This window comes from Flavobacterium sp. CBA20B-1 (assembly GCF_028473145.1).
Classification (GTDB): domain Bacteria; phylum Bacteroidota; class Bacteroidia; order Flavobacteriales; family Flavobacteriaceae; genus Flavobacterium.
Map to the genome: position 1 here is coordinate 1,348,482 of NZ_CP092370.1, position 21,760 is coordinate 1,370,241.

Here is a 21,760-nt window from a genome sequence, read left to right on the forward strand (position 1 = left end):
AAAATATTTCGTAAATTTTACTTGTGTTTTTTAAGGTTTTTAAATAGTATAAACGCTAACGCGAAATAGTAAGCAATGTGCAATACCACATAGCTGGAATAGAACAACACAAAACTTTTATCACTGAACGACTGGTTGATGATAAAATTTTGAATGACCGTGTAAATAAGGTGTATGGAAAAATAAGCCAGAAACACCATGCTAAGCATTTGATTGGTAACTGTAAATGTTTGATTTGACCGCAGCTGCTTTAATAAGTTTACTGCAATTAAAATCATTAGTAACAAGTTGGCTACTGTTTGGGCATTGGCTTCGTAATTTAAAATACCATTTGCCTTGTAGGTGCATAAATCATAGAGTAAATAAACACTGCTGCCGGCTATTAAATACCAAACAACAGTGCTTTGTAACCAATATTTGTTAATGAGATAGCCAATGATGAGTAATTCTATTAATCGGTAAGTAATTTTTATAGTTATAAACAAAGAATTAGGTAAAACATCTATTTCGTATAGAAATTGTATAACACCTGAAACTATATCAAAACCAAAGCTGAGAATTAAATAAATTGCTATTAATCTTAGAAGTTTATTCTTACTATTCATTAAAAACTTTATCCCTAAAAAAAAGTATATTAGAAGAAAAAAAGAATTCAAATATGCAAGAATATCAAAAATAATAAAATAGCCTTTCATCTTTAATTTACATTAAGTCTAACAAATAATTCTTAGACCTATTAAGATAGGGCGGTTGTAATCTAACCGTATCATAAAATGAATCACTGCTTTTTAATACCAAATCGGCTACTTTAATATCAGGTTGGCTCTCACTATCTTTCAAACCTAAATAAACCGTATAGTTTTGGGGTGCTAAACTATGGGTGGGTATATAAAACAATTGATACATAGGCAAACTGGTACCAATCCATGATGGATAATTTGTGTTCCAAGTTGTAATTCTGTTTAATGCATCGGTTGCCTGGATATACTGTGAAGGCAATGAATGGGTATAAACAGGATAGGTTTCTTGATTTATATTTGAAACATCGGAATATACCACATCAAACACATGAATGTACTTGCTTAAACTATCGGCATACGAAACATTGTCATACACTTCGGAAATTACTGCAAATTTTAATTGTCCCTCTAAAACACAGGCATACGCATGTAAGGCATTACCCTCTGGAAACAATTGCATATTTACATTTAAACTATTTGCATTATTAAACAAAGTTAAGAGCTGGTCGGTATTATTTCGTAAGGTATCCCATACTCGCATCCCATTTATCACTTCTTCCAAAGTATAACCATTGCTTGATCGTTGCTGTGTCGTTAATTCAGGTTTGGCAGAACCTTCATTTCCGTTATCTGATGTGCATCCAAAAAAAGCAACACTAAAAGTTAATAAGGCAAGTTTAAAAATTTTCATAGCATCAATAATTTACAATAAATCTAAAATATAATAGTTGGAACGATCTCTGTAAGGTGGTTCTCTCCTAACCGTATCATAATATACACCTGCGCCGTTGTTTAAAATAAGGTCGGCTACTTTCACACTCGGGTTATCATCGGAATTTTTTAACCCCATATATACTGTATAGGGTTGTGGTGATAAGCTATAGGTTGGTATATTGAACGATTGATACATTGGTAAGCTTGTCGTTATCCAAGCTGTGTAGTGGGTATTCCAATCTTGAATTCGATTCACAGCTTCAGTTGCCTGTATATATTGTGTTGGTAATGGAAAATTGTGCTCTTGATAATTCTGATTTCCAAGTTCAGAAACATCATGATAATTTAAATCTACTATTTTTATATAGTCTATTAAGTTATTGTGGTAACTTTCATTATCATACACTTCTGAAATTATAGCAAACTTTAATTGACCATCTAAAATGCATGCATACGCATGTAAAGAACTATTTTGAGGAAAAAATGCTAAATCGATTTCTAAACCGTTATGATTGTTAAAAACATTCAATAATTCTGTTTCATTACCACGTATATTTTGCCATGCACGCATACCGTTCAATACATCTTCTAAACTATATTCTGCATTTGTTTTTTGTATAGCATTATTGATGCTTTCATCACGATTTTGATCGACTGTTTGATCCATATTGCATGCTGTTAGCACTAATAGCGTTGTTAGAAAAGTAAGTTTTACAATTTTCATAATTTAATCATTTAAAATAATTTACAATAAATCTAAAATATAATAGTTGGAACGATTTCTGTAGGGAGGTTCTCCATGGATAGTATCATAATATACACCTGCGCCGTTGTTTAAAATAAGGTCGGCTACTTTCCCACTCGGATTGACTGCGTCGGCTTTTAAAGCAAAAGACACACTATATGTTTGTGGCTGTAAATCTTCTGTAGGTATAAAAAATGTTTCATAAATACCAAAAGGTGTAGTCACAACCTCAGGAATCCATTCCGGGTAATCGGTTTGCCATAAATCAATACGTGCTAAAGCAACTGCTTCGGTTATTTCCTGACTCTTCAACCCCTCACAACCACACCAAAAACAATTGGCGCTTAACACTTCATCTGGTGAATTTACATCGTTTACTTGAGAAATCACATAAAAACCAAATGCTCCATTGTCTTTCACCGCTGCATATGCGTGCAAGGGCTGGTGTTGGGGAAATAGGCTCATGTCTAGTTCAAACCCTGATGAATGATTAAACAATTCTACTAATTGGTCTGGTTGCGACCGCAAAGCCATCCAATTTTGTATAGATGTAATAATTTCTTGCATATTTGTGTAGTTTTTTAAAATGTTAGTAACACAAATATAGTATTTTGATGTAAATAATTTCTAAATTTTACATAAATAAATCATCTTTTTTCTATAATAGAAGGTATATCGTTAAGTATCAGCAACCACAATTCACATTTTTAACAAATAAAAAAACGGACTAAGTGTCCGCTTTGTTTTCGTTTATTTTTGCTACTATTTGTTTTATTTCTTGTTCTTTCTTTTTAGGATAAATCAGCAAAACATCATCTTTATCTACAATAATAAAATCGTCTAAACCACCTATTACCACCAATTTGTTTGAATTGGTCCGTACGATATTATTGGTAGCGTTTTCCACAAACAAATTTCCGTTTACCACTGCGTTATCACAGGTATCCTTTGGCAACTTGTCGTATAAAGAACCCCATGTGCCTAAATCGTTCCAATCAAAAGTGGCAGGTAATACAAAAACATTATCTGCTTTTTCCATCACGGCATAATCGATAGAAATGTTTGCCGCCTTGTGGTAATTTTCTATAATGAATTCTTGCTCGTTGGAGTTGTTGAACTGTTCAAACCCCGATTGAAACAACTGCACCATTTCGGGTTGAAATTTCTCAAAAGCAGTTAAAATAGCTTGCACATTCCAAACGAAAATTCCCGAATTCCACAGAAAATTCCTGCGTTGTATAAACGTTTTAGCCGTTTGATAATCGGGCTTCTCACGAAATTGCACCACTTTTTTTACTTGGCGGGTATCTAATTTATTGTATTCAATATAACCATAACCGGTATTTGGAAACGTTGGAATAATTCCTAAAGTCATTAACACCTGATCGGCTTCGCACGCATCAAACGCACGCTGCAAATTGGCTGCAAACTGCACTTCGTCTTCAATCCAATGGTCAGACGGAGCCACAATCATCAAAGCATTGGGGTTTTTCTTTTTAATTTTTAGCGAAGCATATAAAATACACGGTGCGGTATTGCGCATTTCGGGTTCTAAAACAATTTGCTCGTTGGTAATCATGGGCAATTGTTCTTTTAAAATGTCGCAATATTTATCGTTGGTTAATATTAAAATATTTTCTTTTGGTATTAAACGGCTTAAACGGGTAAATGTTTTCTGCACCAAGGTTTCGCCTGTTCCCAACATATCGTGGAACTGTTTAGGAAATTCGGGGGTACTTACAGGCCAAAAACGCGATCCCACGCCACCTGCCATTAATACGGCGTAATAATTTTTATTCATTGATTAGCTATTCAAAAGTTCAACCTGCATATTCGGTTTAAACAAATATACTTTGTTATTTTCTAAATCGGTACATTCAAACAGTTTTACACGCAATTTTCCTTTTTTAAACACACGTCCGTTTTCAATTTGAAACACACTTCCCAAAGGCAATTCATCTACAAAAACTTTGTTCGTAGGCGCATCGTACTTTTTCAATTGCATAGACAAAAGCGCATCTGTGTCGCTACTTGCCGATGGATTTTTAAAATGATTTACCAAAAAAGGCAATACTTCAACAGGAAAAACCAATGGATTGATAAAAGGCATCATTAGCAAACGAAAAGTGTGTTTCCATTCTAAACCGTGTGGTTTAATGAATCGTCCGTATTTTTGAAATGCAACTAAATGGGCAATTTCGTGTATGGTTGTTATTAAAAAACGATACTTATTCAGCGTTGCATTTACCGTAATTTGGTGCGATCCATCGGGATTTTTTCTATAATCTCCATGACGGGTAACGCGCTCATTTACAATTTTAAAATGCACACGATAGGTTTTTATTAATTCATATACCGCATCAACGGCATTTTCGGGGATATATTTCGTTAAGACTTCTTTCAATTATGGGGTAGTTGATGAAACTTCTAAAACTTTTCCATTAAAAAAGCGATTTCCGTTTAAGGCAAAATCTTTAATGTAAAGCGCCATTTCATTCGGATAAACATTTGCCTGATATCCCGGGAATGCCTCTTGAAGCATCTCGGTTTGTACGGCGCCCAACGCTAAAACATTAAACGCAACACCTTGCTCTTTGTATTCCTCTGCCAATAATTCGCTTAAGGTAATTACTGCTCCTTTGCTGGAACTATATGCCGCCAAACCAGGAAATTTAGAGCTGCCTTGCACACCGCCCATGCTGCTAATGGTAACTACATGGCTGCCTTTGTTCATTAAAGGTAAAACGGCACGGTTTAACGCTGCAACACCAAAAACATTTACTTTGTAAACATATTCAAAATCGGCAGAAGAAATTTCAGCGAATGGTTTGTTGATAATGGCACCTGCATTGTGAATTAAAATATCGATGTTTTTAAACTGATTTTTCAATGCTATTGCAAATGTAGCTACAGAAGCATCGTTACTTAAATCGACCGATTGGTAGTGTACATTCGGCAGGTTTTCAAGTTCCGGATTACTGTTTCGTGAAAGGGAAATAACCGTATGCCCTTCGGCAGCGAATTGTTTCACTAACTCTGCTCCTATTCCACGACTTGTTCCTGTTATTATGATAGTTTTCATTTTTTTGTTCGATTGTTAATGTGTTTAATCGTTTATTTGTTTAGATTCCTCACTTCGTTTGGAATGACAACTACTATATATTTTCATTATAAAGTTTTGACTTTACGACTTTTGACATTTAACTTTATGACTTATCAGCCTAATTCATTTTTATTTCTTTGGTTTCTGCGTTGATCATTTTTGATACCACCGGAAGCATATCTTGCGCAATGGCGGTCATAAATGCGGTATCCATCGCTTGAAATTCATCTTTTGGATGGTGGTAGTAATTGAAGTTTGAAAAATCAAATGCAGAAACGGTATGCGCAGGAATTTTAAATTCTTCATAGAACGGATAATTGTCTGATGCTGCAAACAAATTGTATTGCTCTGCCCCGTCTGACATTCCCACAATCATGCTGCTTGCGTATTCATTTAACTTTGCCGCCATGTTTGATTTGGTATATCCTGTTAAAAACAATTTAAAATCATAACTCATTGGAACACCTACCATTTCAAAATTCAACATGCTGTAAATATTCATGTTTTGTTTTTTTAACTTTTTAGCCAAATGTTTCGATCCCAACAAACCTTTTTCTTCGGCAGAAAAGAACACAATCAACACACTGCGTTTACAGTTTTTTGATGCAGCCAGATATTTTGCCACTTCCGATAAAACAGTAGTTCCCGAAGCATTGTCATTAGCACCGTTGTTGATATAATCACCTTCAAAACCTTTTTCTGTAATGCCAATATGATCATAATGTGCTCCCAAAATCACAAACTCATTTTTCAGTTTTGGATCGTTTCCTTCGATGTATCCTACCACATTAAACGAATTGTCATAGTTGGAAAGTGTATCTTTATAAGTAGAAAAATACGGTTTAACATTGGATTTTTTAAGGATTTCTTCTAAATAATTTGCTGCTTTTAAAATTCCTTCAGAGTTTGAATCTCTTCCTTCTAATTCATCAGAAGTTAAATATTTTAAAGTGGCAGCCACATCTGCTTCTTTCACTTGATAGGCTGAAACTTGGGCATTTTGATTCGATTTACAGGCAACTAACGATAAAGACAAAGCTGTAAACAAAAGAATTTTTCTCATTTTTGTATGTTTTAAACAAAAATACAAAAAAACCCGTTCTGAAAAATCAAAACGGGTTTATATAAATACTATTCTATGAAGAATGTTTTTTAAGTTTTTTTGTATTTGTTATCCAGCTTTCGTGCAAACTATATTAAGAATATAAACGACTCCTACCTTTTCTTTGTACAAAATTTTATAATCTCTTATGATAATTCTTCGATATTCAGAAAAAATTTCATCTTGCTGATATTTTTCAGAAAACACCATATTTTTAGAGGCACTTATAATTTCTTTTCTAACTATTTCATAAGCTGAAGGTATACTAGAATATCTATAATCTAAAATTTCAGAAAGAGCTTCTTTTGCTTGCCTAACCCAAACAATTCGCTTAACTTTTACTGTCCTTGTTTATTCCATTTCTTCAACATCAATAAAATCTCCTTCGGAAATCTGTTTTTCAGCATTTAAAAGGGCTTCTTTATATTCTTCTCTTGTCATTGGCTTTCCATCTGGATGATAAGCAACAATTTCTTTATTGTAATAGTTTTCAAAAACACTGTTTACAATAGACAAAATTCGTTCATCTGCTTTTTCTACAAAAGAATGTATTCTATTTTTTAAAACAATTGTGTCCATAAATATAACTTTTACTATAACAAATATACAAAAAAACCCGTTCTGAAAAATCAAAACGGGTTTATATAAATACTATTCTATGGATTAAGCCAGCATGGTAACCGGATTTTCAATAAAATGTTTCAATGTTTGTAAAAATTCTGCTCCTGTAGCACCATCAACCGTTCTGTGGTCGCATGCCAAAGTAACTTTCATAGTATTACCCACTACAATTTGACCGTTCTTCACAACAGGTTTTTCAATAATTGCACCTACCGATAAAATTGCAGAATTTGGTTGATTGATAATCGATGTAAATTCTTCGATACCAAACATTCCTAAATTAGAAACGGTAAAAGTTGACCCTTCCATTTCTTTAGGTTGCAATTTTTTGCTACGTGCTTTGCCTGCCAAATCTTTAATTGAACTACCAATTTGGGTTAAGCTCAACAAATCGGTATGGTTTACAACCGGCACTACCAATCCATCTTCCACAGCAACTGCAACGCCAATATTCACATGGTGGTTAACGATTGTTGCCGCTTCTGTCCACTGTGAATTTACTTTTGGATGCTTTTTCAGCGCCATTGCACAAGCCTTCACAACCATATCGTTGAACGAAACTTTGGTATCTGGCAATGAATTAATCAGGGTACGTGATTCCATTGCATTGTCCATATTTACTTCAATTGTTAAATAGTAATGCGGTGCCGTAAATTTAGATTCAGCCAAACGACGTGCGATGGTCTTACGCATTTGAGAGTTTTTAACTTCTTCTGCAAAAACTTCACCTGTTGGAACTGCTTTTGGAGCTGAAGTTGACGAAACTTTTTCTTCTGATTTTGTTTCTGTTGATGCAGTTTTAGCAGATGGAGTAAAGTTTTCTACATCGCTTTTAACGATGCGTCCGTTTTCTCCAGAACCCTTCACTTCTGAAAGATTAATGCCTTTATCTTGAGCAATTTTTTTAGCCAAGGGCGAAGCAAAAATACGGTTTGAATCATTTGTTGCCGATGAAGTTTCTGTTTTAGCCGATTCTTCTTTTATTTCAGCTGAATTTGATTCTTTTTTACTTCCTGATTTATCTTCTGATGATTCTTCTTTTTTAGATTCGGATTTTGCTTTTGGTTTTGATCCTCCAGACAAAATACCAGAAACATCGGTTCCTGCAGGACCAATAATGGCTAACACACTGTCAACAGGTGCCGATTCGCCTTCTTGAATACCAATGTGCAACAAAGTTCCTGCATAAAAAGATTCAAATTCCATTGTGGCTTTATCTGTTTCGATTTCAGCCAAAATATCTCCTTCTTTTACTTCATCACCTACTTTTTTCAACCATGATGCAACGGTACCTTCTGTCATTGTATCACTTAAACGAGGCATAGTTACAACGCTCACATTGTCTGGAACTTCTGAAGCAGTTTCCTCTTCTTTTACTTCCTCTTTATCAGATGTATCAGCTTTTGAATCAGATTCTCCTGACTTTTCTTCTTTAGTATCAGATGGTTCATTTTTTTTCCCCTCAGAAGTAGATCCTTCTAATAAAGATTTGTAATCTTCACCTTCTTTCCCGATAATTGCCAACACACTATCAACAGCAGCAGTTTCGCCTTCTTGAACACCAATATACAAAAGGGTTCCTTGGTGAAACGACTCAAATTCCATTGTAGCTTTATCGGTTTCAATCTCTGCTAAAATATCACCTTCAGAAATTTTATCTCCCACTTTTTTTAACCAAGATGCCACGGTACCTTCTGTCATGGTATCGCTTAAACGAGGCATTGTAATAATTTCAGCCATTTTTTATAATTTATGAGGAATGAACGGATAATTTTCTTGATCGTAAACTACATCATACATTACGTTTGTTTCAGGATATGGAGATTCTTCTGCAAATTTTTCACATTCTGAAACTAAATCACGTACGCGATTGTCTATTGTTTCGATTTCTTCGTCGGTTGCCCAATTATTCTCTTTAATAACGTTTAAAACTTGAGTAATTGGATCTATTTTTTTGTATTCTTCTACTTCTTCTTTTGTGCGGTAATGTTGCGCGTCACTCATTGAGTGTCCGCGGTAGCGATACGTTTTCATTTCTAAGAAAGTTGGTCCTTCGCCTCTACGTGCTCTTTCCATAGCATCGAACATTGCTTCGGCTACTTTTACAGGGTTCATACCGTCCACTGCATAAGAAGGCATTTCGTATCCTAAACCTAATTTCCAAACATCGGTATGGTTTGCAGTACGCTCAACCGATGTTCCCATTGCATAACCATTATTCTCACAAATAAAAACTACTGGAAGTTTCCACAGCATTGCCATATTAAATGCTTCGTGCAATGATCCTTGACGTGCGGCACCATCTCCAAAATAAGTTAATGATACACCGCCGGTTTCTAGATATTTTTCGGCAAACGCCATACCTGCCCCAACGGGAATCTGTGCCCCTACAATTCCGTGACCACCGTAAAAACCATGCTCTTTTGAAAAAATGTGCATAGAACCACCTAAACCTTGAGAGGTTCCGGTTGCTTTTCCTAATAGTTCGGCCATTACTCTGCGAGGATCAACTCCCATACCAATTGGTTGCACGTGGTTGCGGTATGCAGTTATCATTTTATCTTTTGATAAATCCATTGCGTGTAAGGCACCAGCCAAAACTGCTTCCTGTCCATTGTATAGGTGCAAAAAACCGCGTACTTTTTGCTGAATGTATAAAGCTGCTAATTTATCTTCGAACTTGCGCCAAAACTGCATGTCTTCATACCACTTTAAATATACTTCTTTAGTAATTTCTTTCATAACGTTAGATAATTAATTACCAATTGCTGATTTTGTTAATTTGGCAATAAGCAAAAATAAGACAACAAACGTATATCTGAAAATAAATTGAGTTATTTTTAGTTAAAGTCTAAAAATTATTAAACCCCAAAACAGAACAATGTCCTATTTTGGGGTTTAAAAAAAACGAGGAGCAATTGCTCCTCGTTTAGAAAATTTATTTTTTGATGATTTTAATAAATTGTGAACCGGTGTTTGTATGAACTTTTATCATATAGGTTCCGGCTGAAAGATTAGATACATCTATCTTCACATCGTTTGCATCAAATTTTTGTGTTTTGATTTGTTTACCTAACAAATCGTAAACCTCTACTGACTGAATTGCCTCTTTGTAAGATATATTCAACTCTGAATCTACAGGGTTTGGATAGTATCTCAATGAAGCTAAGTCTAGATCGTTTAATCCTAAACTAATCTTCACGGTTACAGGAAGTGGTAAACTTGGACAGTTAGCTGGACCAACAAGCACTCCGTAATACGTTTTGTTATCTACTAATGGTTGATAAGTTGGTAAAGGATTTGTAAAATTGATTGCATCATTATACGAATCAAACCAAACCACATTCGGCTCATTTGCTTTTAAATCTTTTACTTCCGCATAATTAGGGAATGTTTGATTGATGTTACCAGTTGGAGCATTAGGTCGAGCATTTACAGTTATATATACTGTTGCTTTAGCTGATTCACAACCATTATCGATTTTAGAAATGTAATAAGTACCTGTTGTGATTACATCATTTTGCCCCATTTCTGTAGTTGCAAATGCATTATCAAATACTTTATAACTGATTCCAGTACCAGAACTTAAAGGTAAAGATGAAACAGTAGCATCCCCACAAATAGTAATTGGGTTGATAACCGGTGCATTAACACTTAAAATCTTAACACTTACAGCACGTTTAGGAGAGTCACAGTCACCAACTGATTGACCCACGTAGTAAGTACCTGTTACCAATGGTGTGGTATTAGATAATGGTGTATCTGATGTACTAAAGCCATACCAGTATACATTTGCTCCCACTGTTGTTGGTGAAGCCATTAAACTTCCAACAGTAGCGTTTCCACAAAATGTTTGTGTTGTATTTGCTGTTGGCATGGTCAGGTTTTGCACGGTTGACACCACTACCGCAGATCTAGAAGACTCACAGTTTCCTATTTTTTGTGCGATGTAATACGTACCAGTTGTCAATACTGTTGAGTTTGCCAACGGTGTAACATCATTTACATTTTGGTACCAATTTACCGTTGCTCCTGGTGAAGATGTAACAGCAATGCTAGATATTGTTGAAGTACCGCATATATATACATTACTTAAAGAAATAGCCGAAGGAGTAACTCCCACTGTTACATTTACAGCTACACGAGCTGATGATGTACAAGAACCATTTGTAAACTCACCGTAGTAAATACCATTATTAATTGGTGTTGTACTTGCTAATGGAGTTCCTCCTACTTGAGTAGTATACCATTGGATATTTAAGCCACTAATTGAGTTGAATGTTAAATTACTAACAGTAGCTGATCCGCAGAACGCTTGATTTGCAGGCGCTACAGGTACAGTTGCTGGTGGATTAATAACCACAGTAAACGGTACTCTTGCTGATTTACAACCAGAAATTTCTTGTTCTACATAATAGATACCTGAATTTGTAATCTGTGTAATAGGTGTACTAGATGTTTGACTACTGTAATATGTCAATACGCCGTTTGGATTTTTACCAAAATTTGTATTAGCAACATTAACAGGACCACAACTTGTAATATTATTTACTACTGGAGCTTCTTTCAAACCAATACTAACTGTAAAGTTTTTCTCAACAGTACATCCATACTGATTTTCAATTTCCACCTTATATGGCACATTTAAACTATTAGATGTACCTTTCAAATAAAGTGTTCCAGTATTAATTAAACCATCATAAGGAACTGTTGCGTTTTGATCATAATATAAATTAGCAATTGGTGTCCATGTTACTTGGTAGTTACTAATAGGTGTAATTCTTACATTATCAATATACCATCCTGCAAATTGCGTATTACCGTCTGCTCCCATTCTAAAGCGAACTTGGAATGTTCCCGCTCCTGTAAAATCAGCTGCAGGAACAGTAAACTTCTCAGATTTCCATGCCGAATTAGTAGGGATTGTTGCTTGTTGGAAACTTACCCAATCAGCGTAAGATGTTTTGGTAAAGAACATAGCTTGCAAACTAGTGTTACCAACAGGTTTTGGAAGAGTTGTACTAGCAGAACCAGTATAATGCTCCGGTAAAAACGGTTTCCAAGTTGCTCCATTATCAGTTGTATATTCTAAATACGCATAATCTTGAACATTTATTGTACCAGCTTGTAAAGCAGCAATATGATCAAACTCAACCGTGATAGATTTAAGGTTATTCATATTCACTGATGAAGCTAAGTTAACAATTGCATTTGTTTGTGCTGCATGTGTAATTTTCAAACTACCTGTACCTTCAGAAAAAAGTGCTGTTTCGTTAGAAATAGCGTCTCCTGATACGGTATTGCTAATAGTCACCCCGTTAATGTTTCCATTAAACAAATGTCTTACAGGAGTTTCATTAACTAAATTATCTACTTTTAATTCTTGAATATCGTCAAAACATAAACTGTAACTATTCAGTAATTGCAACATTTGAGGAGAAGGATTGTTCTCTACAGAAATAGTCTTTTCGATTACACATCTATCCCCACCTGTATTAGAAGCTCTTAACACATAGGTCATATTCATAGTTGTATTGAAAGTCCAACCTACATTCTCATCACCAAGAATTGCGTTTGCGGGGTTATTTGGATCATTCGGATCATTTGCTGGATCGTTTGGATCGTTTGGATCAACTGTAGTCCATTCATAGGTATCATAATCACTAACACCAGTCAAAATATACAATTTTGTTAAAGGGCTACCAGCACAATTATTAACAATATCTGCTGAAAGATTTAGAGTTGGTGCATCAGAGAAATTCAGTTCATAAGTTCTCATCGCTCCAAAACAACCATCTATAATTTTAAAATAGCCATTCATGCGAATTGTGTTTCTAGTACCAGATACTTCGGCATACATTTGCGCTAAAGATAATGTAGCATTTCCGCTATACAAACTTCTTTGCTCGTTTAGAGGTGAACAAACAACTGGTGTTGCGCTAGGAGCGGGTCCGGCTATATCACTATATGTGAATTGGACTACAATATTAGAATATCCATCCCAAATAAACGGCTCATCAAGCTTAAACCAATTTATCTGGTCAGCTACAAGTGTTTCATTGGCTTCATACTTCACAATTTTTAATTCATTATTAGGTATAAAATCATTAGATGGAAATTCTTCTAATTTTGTATGCCCCATATGAATAGCCAGATTATTGCGTAATAAAGTACCAGCTGTTAAACCTGTTCTAAAACCAAAATTTTTAATTACGCCTTTATTAAAGCCTGCAGCTTTCAACTCACTAGCTAGGTAAATATATTGCGCTTTATTTGCTTTGGATCCTGTAAGAGGCGTTACAGTAGTACTTGTTGCAACTCCATTTCCAATCAATAGCTCTTGTTGATCAGTAGCTGTTGTTTGTGTACCTGAAAAAACAACATACTTTCTAGATTCAGTTATTTCAGGAGTTGTAAATGTATTTACACCTTGCTCTACAAGATTATCATCCTCATCAAACCAAAATTTAGTTCCTGGTACATTATAATCCAAATCTACTTCTTGAATTCCACATACATTAACTTGCTGTGTATCCATATCGAATGAATTACAGAAAGTAATATCATCTATTCCGATCCAAGAACTTGCATTTGTTGCGCTACAACTTGTTTTCAAATAGATTTTATAAACTGTTTCAGGTAATAGATTTGCAGCAGGTACATCAATATTAACCGAAGTTGATGTACCAGGCTCTGAACCACTTCCTACTAAACCATTAGGTCCAGAACCAGGTAAACCTGAAATTCGAACCTCCCAATCAATAGATGTAGCACTTTGTCCTGTTGGGTTTTCCCAACGCACCTCAAAACTTGAATCTGTTTTATCTATAACCCGAACATTTAAAGGCATATAGCAAGTTGGCGGAACTAAATCTTCGGTTGCATTTATATTATCAATATACAAGTAATTGTTTCCATTTGCTGATTTATTTGTTATACTTACTCTTAAATATAAATCTTTACCAGAATATCCAGAAAAAGTGACTGTCCTTGTCGTACAAAAAGCCGAGACAGTATGATTATTACTATCAACAACATCAAAGGTGTACCAAGGACCACCTTGATTACTTGCCCACTGCCATTCTAGGTTTATACTATTTAGTGTAGCCCCAATGGGATTACCGCTTATATTTCCATTATCAGCCAACCATTTATAGTCGTACGAAAATGTTATAAGTGCTCCTGAAGTTATTCCCAAACTAGGGGATCTTAAAACAGCTTTACTCAAAGTACCGACACCTTGTACTTTTGCTCTTATCGAATTTAACCCTTGACAAGGTGCTTCTGGTGTCACATTGAAAGCGCCCACAACTTGTGTCCAACCAAGTTGGGTAGTATTTTCCCAATCTTTTACATAAGGATTTGGAGAAATTGGTTGGGCCCAATTCATGAAAGGCAACAACAATGTTAGAATTATTAAATACTTTCTCATCATATTATTCTATTTTAATGATAAATTTAGCCAAGGGCAGAAATTGCCCTTTGGCTAATTTAAAACTATTTTTTTACAATTTTAATAAATTGGCTGTTTTCCTTAGTTTTAACATTCAACATATAAGTTCCTGAACTTAATCTACTAAAATCTAATTGAACCGTTTCTTTATCAAAACTATTTTTCATTACCAATCGTCCATTCAAATCAAATACTTCCACATTGGTGATTACTTCACTGTAAGTGATGGTTAATTGATCGTTTACTGGGTTTGGATAGTAATTTAATTTACTTAAATCAAAATCGTTTACTCCTAATAAAATACGAACTTCTATAGGGGTTGGTAAACTTGGACATCCGTTCGAACCGATAATTACTGCGTAATAAGTTGTTTGATCAACCAATGGCATATTTTGGTTCAATGGATTCAATCCTTTCATAGCATCATCGTAGGTTGCATACCAAACCACATTTGGTTGGGTCATGATCAAACTGCTTATTTGTGCATTGTCTGTATCGTTAAATGTTTGAGGCGATGCACCTGTTGGGCTGTTTGGTCTGCTATTGATGGTGATTTGAACTTGTGTACGTGCTGACTCACATCCGTTTTCAACGCGTGTCACAAAGTAATACCCCGATTGTAAAACATCTGTTGATGGTAAAACTACTGTTGAAGTACTGTTTACATACCATCTGTATGATACTCCTGATGGTGTTGGTAAGGTGATACTTCCTACTGTAGAGCCCGCACATAATGTTATTGGAGCTACTGCCGGAGCAGCTGTGCTTATTAAACGAACTGCTACTGGCACTTTTACCGATACGCAGTTGCCTACTCTTTGAGAAACATAGTAAGTTCCATTTGTTAATGGCGTGTTGGCTGCCAATGGTGTTACCGCTGTTGCATTACTATACCACTCTGCTGTTGCGTTTGGTAAAATTTGTGCATTTAATTGCGCCACTGTACCTGCTCCACAAATATTCTGGATTGTTGCAGTTGGTGCCGGAACACTACCTTGGGCAGTTGCAATAACCTGAACACGTAATGATTCACATCCGTTTACTTTCTGAGAAACATAATAAGTTCCGTTTACTATTTGTCCATTGTTTGGTATTGGTGTTGTAGAAGTAGCTGATGGATACCATACTAATTCCGCACCCGGTATCTGATTTAAATTAACGTTACCGTAATTTAACGTACCACATATTGAAATGGTTTGTGGTGTTAATGATGCTGGTGCTGCGTTAATATCAACCAATACAGCTATTCTACCTGACTCACATGCTCCTAACGTTTGCGAAGCATAATAAGTGGTGTTATCAACCAACGGAGTGGTAGATGCCAATGGAGTAGTAGATGTTGCTGAACTATACCATCTGATTTGAGATCCGCTTACACCTGAAGCCATTAAGGCTGATACTGTTCCTCCGCCACAAACTACTTGTGTGAATTGCGCAGTTGGCAGTGCCAATGGTGTTACCGTTGCTGTAAATGGCACACGTACCGATTTACAATTACCTTGGGTTGCTTCTACATAGTACGTACCTGTTTGGGTAATGTTGGTGATAGGTGTTGTTGCTGTTGCTGAACTATAAAATTCAAAAGTTGCATTTGTACCACCTGTTACAACTACATTACTTACCGGTGTTGCCTGACAAAAAGTTTGGCTTTGTACCACTGGTGTTACCACGTCTGCTACGTTGATGGTAACTGCTTTTGTGGTTTCACAACCCGATGGTGCTGTTAACAATGCATTATACACTTGATTCATGGCTACACCCGATGTGGTGTAAACCGTTAAAGCATTTGTACCTGCTGTGTAGGGAACAGTTGCTGCCGCATCCACATATAAATTGTTTATTGGCGACCACGTTACGCTTGATTGTTCTAAACCAAATTGAACATCTAAACGATCGGTTGTACGTGTTCCTGCAGTAGGGTTTGGATCAGTAGCACTTGTTGCATACATACCTACGTTAGAACCTGGTACTGAAGTAAAATAGGTTTGGGCATTATTGCCTGAACCCATACCTTCTTGGGTGATTTCTACCAATATGTTTGATTGTCCATCCCAATAGAAAGGACTGTCAAACTGTATGGTTTGCATACCTTGGAAGGTGTGTGTGTGATTCACTTCCGAATATACGGTTGATAAATTACCCGTAGCAAAGTTTGTTGTACCAAACGTAGCGTTTGGTGTCAACATCATTTTCACCGTGTACATTGGGTTGCTTAAACTTGCTCCTGAATTAATAGTTTCAAATGACAAGCTGTTAATGTATCCTGATGTATTTACACCTTGTGCAATCAATTCTGCAGCTGTATAAATATATTGTTGTTTAGAGTACATTGCACTTTGTACAAATGCAGATATTTCGCTTGTTGCAGCTGTGGTAGTTAATTTACTACCTATTGATGCCATAGCAGGTATGCTTTCTAAAGCTTCTAACTCTTGAATTTCGTTTTTACAAATGTCGTAAGAACTAGCCAATGTGGTTAATGCTTCCGGTTTTTTACCTGCATATACGCGAACTGTTTTAATGTGTTCACAAATACCGTTTGATTGTGTAGCAGATAATACATATTCTTGTTCTACGTTGGTAGCGAAAGTCCAACCATTTACTGCGTCACCGCTTACTCCTGCACTTGGTGTCCATACAAATGTATCGTAGTTACCCAAGTTGGTGGTAATGGTTACAGGATCTGATACACCACCTTCACATGAGGTGATGCTCGCTGTGGAAAGTTCAAATGCCGGTTTTAAGGAAACCGTTACCGGAATTTCTATCGCTGGTGATATACAACCTGCATTACCTACAAATACAATGTTTGCACGTACATTTGTAGCAGTTCCTGTTGGTTGTGCTAAAATACCCGAAATACCTGCGCCATCTGTATAATAATAAGTGGTTTTAGCGCTAGATGTAGTGTGTCCTTTAACACTACCACTAGGACTTGTCCAAGCACCATTATCATTTGCAACCTGCACCACTATACTACTTGCACCATCCCAAATAAATGGGGTACTTAAAGTAAAGGTCATTACCCCGGTATTAAGCGGCTGCGACGGATTGTTATAAACCTCGGTTAACGAAGTATATGGTATAAAATTAGAATTAGCTGTAGTTTGAGATGAATTTGTAATTGCAATTCTAAAATTTAAACGCGGATTGTAAGCTCCAACTGCTGCAACATCAAACTTAAGTGCCGTAATTGGTCCCGCTGCCAATCCTTGAGCAATTAACTCTTCAGCTGTATAAATATATTGGGTTTTTATCCCTTCAAAGATATTATATAGGAAATTCCATGTTGCGCCATCAGCAATGGTTCCATTGCCAACTGGTACGGATGACCCACTTACAATTTTTTGACTACGTAGCCAGAAACTTCTGTTTTGCGTAACATCGTCTTCCGAAACAAAGTTAGATCCCACAAATAATGGTTCTACATCTGTTGCGCTGTCAAACCATGCTGCTTCAAAAGTAGTATCTACTAAAGTGGCGTCTAACACCGCTTTTTGTGGTCCACACAATGCCAACGATGGCGTGTATGTTACAAAATCCGAGTAGTTACACAAAGTAGTTACCGATGGTCCTTTTGCCCAATCACTTTGATCTGTTGCCGAACATACCGCACGTACATAAACTGTATAATCTGTTGATGGGGCTAATCCAGGTACAGTAATATTGGTTACACCAATAGCTGTTACTGTGCTATAAATTGCTCCTGGTGTTCCTGGATTGCCACTTGTGCGTACTTCCACTTCATAAGCCATTTGGCTCAGGTTGTATATATCCTGCCAAGAAACATCAAATGAGTTTTTGCTTACATTCGAGATTGCAATTGTACTTTCTTCAATTGGTCTACAGCTTGGTGCATCTTCGTAATAGATATCATCTATAAAGATATATTTACTCATACTTTCATTATCAAAAGAAAATGCAAAATAATCATCGGTAGTACTAATTGGTAAATAAACAATATACTCTTGATAAGCTGTTGATGAAACATTAACGGTTTTAATCAATGTTTTTGTAGCACTTGCTGTGTTTCCATTCATACTATAGATGCTCAATTTTTCACCGTAGTTACCTGTAAAGTATAAGCGAGCTGAGAAGCGTAAGCGTTTGGTTCCGTTACCTAAATTATCGGTTTCTGGTGAAACTAGGGTAACTTCACCATCATAAGATGAACCTTGATAGGTATAGAAATGTTTTGATCCAGTTTTTGGACCCGTTGTACCAGTATAACCATAAGGATAGGTACTATTAGACCCCGTTCTTAAATAGGTCCAACAGTTCGGTACCGTGTTATTTGAAGAGCCACCTATATCCGCATTTTCAAAACCTTCAAAGAATGAACCCATAATCACGCCACACAAAGTATTGAATTTAACAGGGAATAAAGTCCAAAGTCCATCTGTAGTTCCACATTTACTGCGTATATATACCGTATAACTTGTAGAATGATTTAAACCAGAAATATTAACAGAAGTTGCTGGAGCATTTACGATGCCTGTTTGAACCAAACCGGTAGCGCCTGAACCAGCAGCACCTGATGTGCGAATTTCATATTCATATCCAGTCACTCCTGCTGCCAATGATGCATTCCATGAAATAGTAGCAGATGTTTGGGCAATATTTGCCACTTGGATGTTTGTAGGAAATATACATGGAGACAAATCTTCATAATACACATCATCTACATATACATACGCAGTACCGTTTTGACTGTCAAATGAAAAAGCAAAATAATCATCGGTACCGGCGGGAAGCGGTATAATAAACTCTTGCCAAGTAGTTGTTAACGGGAAGTTATTCTCTAACAAAGTTAAGGTTCCCGTAGCAGTAGGATTATTCATTGTGTATAATCCAAGTTTCTGGGTACTTTGATAAGAAGTAGAGGATACTCTAGCCCAAAAGCGAACTTGTTTTGTACCATTGCCTAAATTGTTCGTTTCAGGAGAAATTAATAGCATTTCATTACTTGTGCTAGGGCGGTAAGTGTAAAAACCTTTACCTGTTCTACCGGCTGATGTTGTGGTATAACCGTAACCCGAAGAAGCCTTATTTAGGTATGTCCAACAATTTGGAATGGTAGGATTTGTGCTACCACCTGTATCAACACCATCAAAATTTTCATAGAAATTAGCTGTATAAACTGGACACAATGTGGTGAATTTAACAGGGAAAGTGGTCCATACTCCTTTATTTGCACCGCAAACTGCTCTTACATATACGTAATAGGTAGTTGCGCCTGATAAGGCATTTGTAGTGGCTGTGGTTGAAGGAGCTGTAGTACTGCCGCTAGCAACAGCACCTGCTGTTCCTGGTGTACCAGATGTACGTACTTCCCATTCATAACCGGTAACTCCCGGAGCCAAAGATGGATTCCAAGTAAAAGTTGCACCTGTGATTGTAATGTTATTCGCTGCTAAATTGACAGGGAAAATACAAGGTGATAAATCTTCATAATACACATCGTCAAGATATACATATGCGGTTCCATTTTGGTTATCAAACGAAAAAGCAAAATAATCGTCTGTAGTTACAGGTAATGGAACGATAAATTCTTGCCAAGTGGTTGTTAAAGGAATGTTGTTTTCCACTAATGATAAAACTCCTGTAGATGTAGGGTCACTCATCGTGTAAACACCTAATTTTTGTGTAGTTTCGTAAGTTGTCGATGATACACGCGCCCAGAAACGTACTTGTTTCGTTCCGTTTCCTAGATTGTTTGTTTGAGGTGAAATCAACAACATCTCGCCCGTTGTATTAGGTCTATATGTATAAAAACCTTTTCCAGATCTTGCAGCAGTAGTTGTGGTATAACCATAACCCGACGATGCTTTGTTAAGATAAGTCCAACATTCTGGTACAGTTGGGTTAGAAGAGCTACCTGTTGCTACAGCGTCAAAACTTTCGTAGAAAGCAGTAGTAGCTGTTTGCGAAACTGTAACTATATTAGAAGTACTAACACCATTGCTATTTGTACAAGTAACAACAAAGCGGTAATCACTACTTACTGTTTGGTTTGTTACAGTATAAATAAAAGATGTTGCGCCTGAAATATCTGTAAAGTTATTAAGACCAGCATCAGATCTTTGCCATTTATATGTAATATTTCCACCTTTTGTAGCTCCTGAAGCTGTTAGTGTAAATGGTTGGGTTGGACATGGTCTCGGCGAAGCTGTTGCTGTACCTGCATTAGGAGTACCAGTACAAGGTGCTAATGAAGTGATCATAACAGTACCATTTCCTGTAGTATCAGGGTTAGGCATAAAACCAGCATCTCCAAACATAAATGTAACACCGCCAGTTACACCTCCTAAATAAGAAGAACCTCCGCCGCCGCCGCCAGCACAATAAAAACCATGCGAACCAGCACCGCCACCATACCAGCCGCCGCCGCCGCCTGCTCCATTACCGCCACTTGTGGCAGTACCGCCAGAACCTCCTATACCAAAAGCACCAGCACCACCTACTGAATAGGTAGCGTCTGAACCACCAGCACCACCAGCGGTTTGTGTAGCTCCTTGACCTATCCTAGCAGCATACGAACCAGCAATAGGAGTTCCTCCTGATAATCCTCCACCATGACCACCTGAAATAGCGTTGGCAGAGCCATTACATTCTTGGTAACCAGCAGCTCCACCACCACCGGCAACCATTATTCTGTTTGTTAGGGCTGTTCCTCCAACTCTAATATCTGAGGCACCACCACCACTTCCGCAAACGCCTGAAACACCTGTTCCACCGCCAGAAGCACCGCCTCCATTAAATCCACCGGGAACATTTAGTCCTTCAGTAGCTCCTTTTCCACCTACATAGATATTCAATGTGGTTGTAGCAGTTAGTGTTAAAGTAGCTTTCGCATATCCCCCTTTACCTCCTAACTTGGGAACGCTTGCATTTGAATTTGCTCCAGTAGTTCCTCCTCCGTCAGCTCCCCACATTTCAATTTCATAATTACCAGCTGGAAGAGATACCGTTTGAGCCGCACCTGTGTATGTATAAGTTTGAGAATGAACCTGCAAACTTGGCAAAAACATACCGAGTAACATTAATATCAAGGTCTTAGTGGTTAACCACCGCACTTTAAACCTGGATAATTGTGTAATTTTTTTCATAATTTATACTATATTTACAATTAGTCATTTGAACGATAAACTTAATTATTTTTTTTTAATTCTTTAATACTTAATTGTATTTTTTTTAACTTTTAACACAATTAGATTAAAATAATTATTTGTAAAAAATTATATAAATAACAAAACCCGCCTTAATTAAAGCGGGTTTGTAG

13 protein-coding genes are annotated in these 21,760 nt (G+C 36.6%); all 13 read right to left on the minus strand.

All coding sequences use genetic code 11. From position 1 onward, the window contains the following. Nucleotides 1–17: 17 nt before the first annotated feature. Nucleotides 18–605: a hypothetical protein gene (locus MG290_RS06765; protein WP_264563062.1), complete on the minus strand. Its 588-nt coding sequence runs from the start codon at nucleotides 603–605 to the stop codon at nucleotides 18–20. Nucleotides 606–702: 97 nt separating this feature from the next. Further along, nucleotides 703–1,431: a hypothetical protein gene (locus tag MG290_RS06770; protein WP_264563063.1), complete on the minus strand. Its 729-nt coding sequence runs from the start codon at nucleotides 1,429–1,431 to the stop codon at nucleotides 703–705. 12 nt (nucleotides 1,432–1,443) lie between these two features. Continuing rightward, on the minus strand, nucleotides 1,444–2,178 hold the full coding sequence (locus MG290_RS06775; RefSeq protein WP_264563064.1) for a hypothetical protein: 735 nt from the start codon (nucleotides 2,176–2,178) through the stop codon (nucleotides 1,444–1,446). Nucleotides 2,179–2,199: 21 nt separating this feature from the next. Next, on the minus strand, nucleotides 2,200–2,766 hold the full coding sequence (locus tag MG290_RS06780) for a hypothetical protein (RefSeq protein WP_264563065.1): 567 nt from the start codon (nucleotides 2,764–2,766) through the stop codon (nucleotides 2,200–2,202). Nucleotides 2,767–2,926: 160 nt separating this feature from the next. Then, nucleotides 2,927–4,000 (minus strand): mannose-1-phosphate guanylyltransferase, encoded by a 1,074-nt coding sequence (locus MG290_RS06785; protein WP_264563066.1) that lies wholly within the window; start codon nucleotides 3,998–4,000, stop codon nucleotides 2,927–2,929. A gap of 3 nt (nucleotides 4,001–4,003) precedes the next feature. Then, the gene (locus MG290_RS06790; protein WP_264563067.1) at nucleotides 4,004–4,603 is read right to left on the minus strand and encodes a SprT-like domain-containing protein; all 600 of its coding nucleotides are present in this window, start codon (nucleotides 4,601–4,603) and stop codon (nucleotides 4,004–4,006) included. Then, nucleotides 4,604–5,281, minus strand: coding sequence for an SDR family NAD(P)-dependent oxidoreductase (locus MG290_RS06795; protein WP_264563068.1), 678 nt, complete (start codon nucleotides 5,279–5,281; stop codon nucleotides 4,604–4,606). A gap of 139 nt (nucleotides 5,282–5,420) precedes the next feature. Further along, nucleotides 5,421–6,365 (minus strand): M28 family peptidase, encoded by a 945-nt coding sequence (locus tag MG290_RS06800; protein ID WP_264563069.1) that lies wholly within the window; start codon nucleotides 6,363–6,365, stop codon nucleotides 5,421–5,423. A gap of 390 nt (nucleotides 6,366–6,755) precedes the next feature. Then, a complete protein-coding gene (locus MG290_RS06805) occupies nucleotides 6,756–6,983 on the minus strand; it encodes a hypothetical protein (RefSeq protein ID WP_264563070.1) in 228 nt (75 codons plus the stop codon). Nucleotides 6,984–7,067: 84 nt separating this feature from the next. Further along, on the minus strand, nucleotides 7,068–8,765 hold the full coding sequence (locus tag MG290_RS06810) for a pyruvate dehydrogenase complex dihydrolipoamide acetyltransferase (RefSeq protein WP_264563071.1): 1,698 nt from the start codon (nucleotides 8,763–8,765) through the stop codon (nucleotides 7,068–7,070). 3 nt (nucleotides 8,766–8,768) lie between these two features. Further along, nucleotides 8,769–9,767 (minus strand): pyruvate dehydrogenase (acetyl-transferring) E1 component subunit alpha, encoded by a 999-nt coding sequence (gene pdhA / locus MG290_RS06815; protein WP_264563072.1) that lies wholly within the window; start codon nucleotides 9,765–9,767, stop codon nucleotides 8,769–8,771. 196 nt (nucleotides 9,768–9,963) lie between these two features. Continuing rightward, on the minus strand, nucleotides 9,964–13,929 hold the full coding sequence (locus tag MG290_RS06820; protein ID WP_264563073.1) for an Ig-like domain-containing protein: 3,966 nt from the start codon (nucleotides 13,927–13,929) through the stop codon (nucleotides 9,964–9,966). A 593-nt stretch (nucleotides 13,930–14,522) separates the two neighbouring features. After that, the gene (locus MG290_RS06825) at nucleotides 14,523–21,587 is read right to left on the minus strand and encodes a glycine-rich protein (protein ID WP_264563074.1); all 7,065 of its coding nucleotides are present in this window, start codon (nucleotides 21,585–21,587) and stop codon (nucleotides 14,523–14,525) included. Nucleotides 21,588–21,760 lie beyond the last annotated feature (173 nt).

Coding starts and splice junctions, on each gene's coding strand:
- MG290_RS06825 (WP_264563074.1), bottom strand. CDS start 21,587: ATGAAAAAAATTACACAATTATCCAGGTTTAAAGTGCGGTGGTTAACC.
- MG290_RS06800 (WP_264563069.1), bottom strand. CDS start 6,365: ATGAGAAAAATTCTTTTGTTTACAGCTTTGTCTTTATCGTTAGTTGCC.
- MG290_RS06770 (WP_264563063.1), bottom strand. CDS start 1,431: ATGAAAATTTTTAAACTTGCCTTATTAACTTTTAGTGTTGCTTTTTTT.
- MG290_RS06780 (WP_264563065.1), bottom strand. CDS start 2,766: ATGCAAGAAATTATTACATCTATACAAAATTGGATGGCTTTGCGGTCG.
- MG290_RS06785 (WP_264563066.1), bottom strand. CDS start 4,000: ATGAATAAAAATTATTACGCCGTATTAATGGCAGGTGGCGTGGGATCG.
- MG290_RS06765 (WP_264563062.1), bottom strand. CDS start 605: ATGAATAGTAAGAATAAACTTCTAAGATTAATAGCAATTTATTTAATT.
- MG290_RS06810 (WP_264563071.1), bottom strand. CDS start 8,765: ATGGCTGAAATTATTACAATGCCTCGTTTAAGCGATACCATGACAGAA.
- MG290_RS06775 (WP_264563064.1), bottom strand. CDS start 2,178: ATGAAAATTGTAAAACTTACTTTTCTAACAACGCTATTAGTGCTAACA.
- MG290_RS06805 (WP_264563070.1), bottom strand. CDS start 6,983: ATGGACACAATTGTTTTAAAAAATAGAATACATTCTTTTGTAGAAAAA.
- MG290_RS06795 (WP_264563068.1), bottom strand. CDS start 5,281: ATGAAAACTATCATAATAACAGGAACAAGTCGTGGAATAGGAGCAGAG.
- pdhA (WP_264563072.1), bottom strand. CDS start 9,767: ATGAAAGAAATTACTAAAGAAGTATATTTAAAGTGGTATGAAGACATG.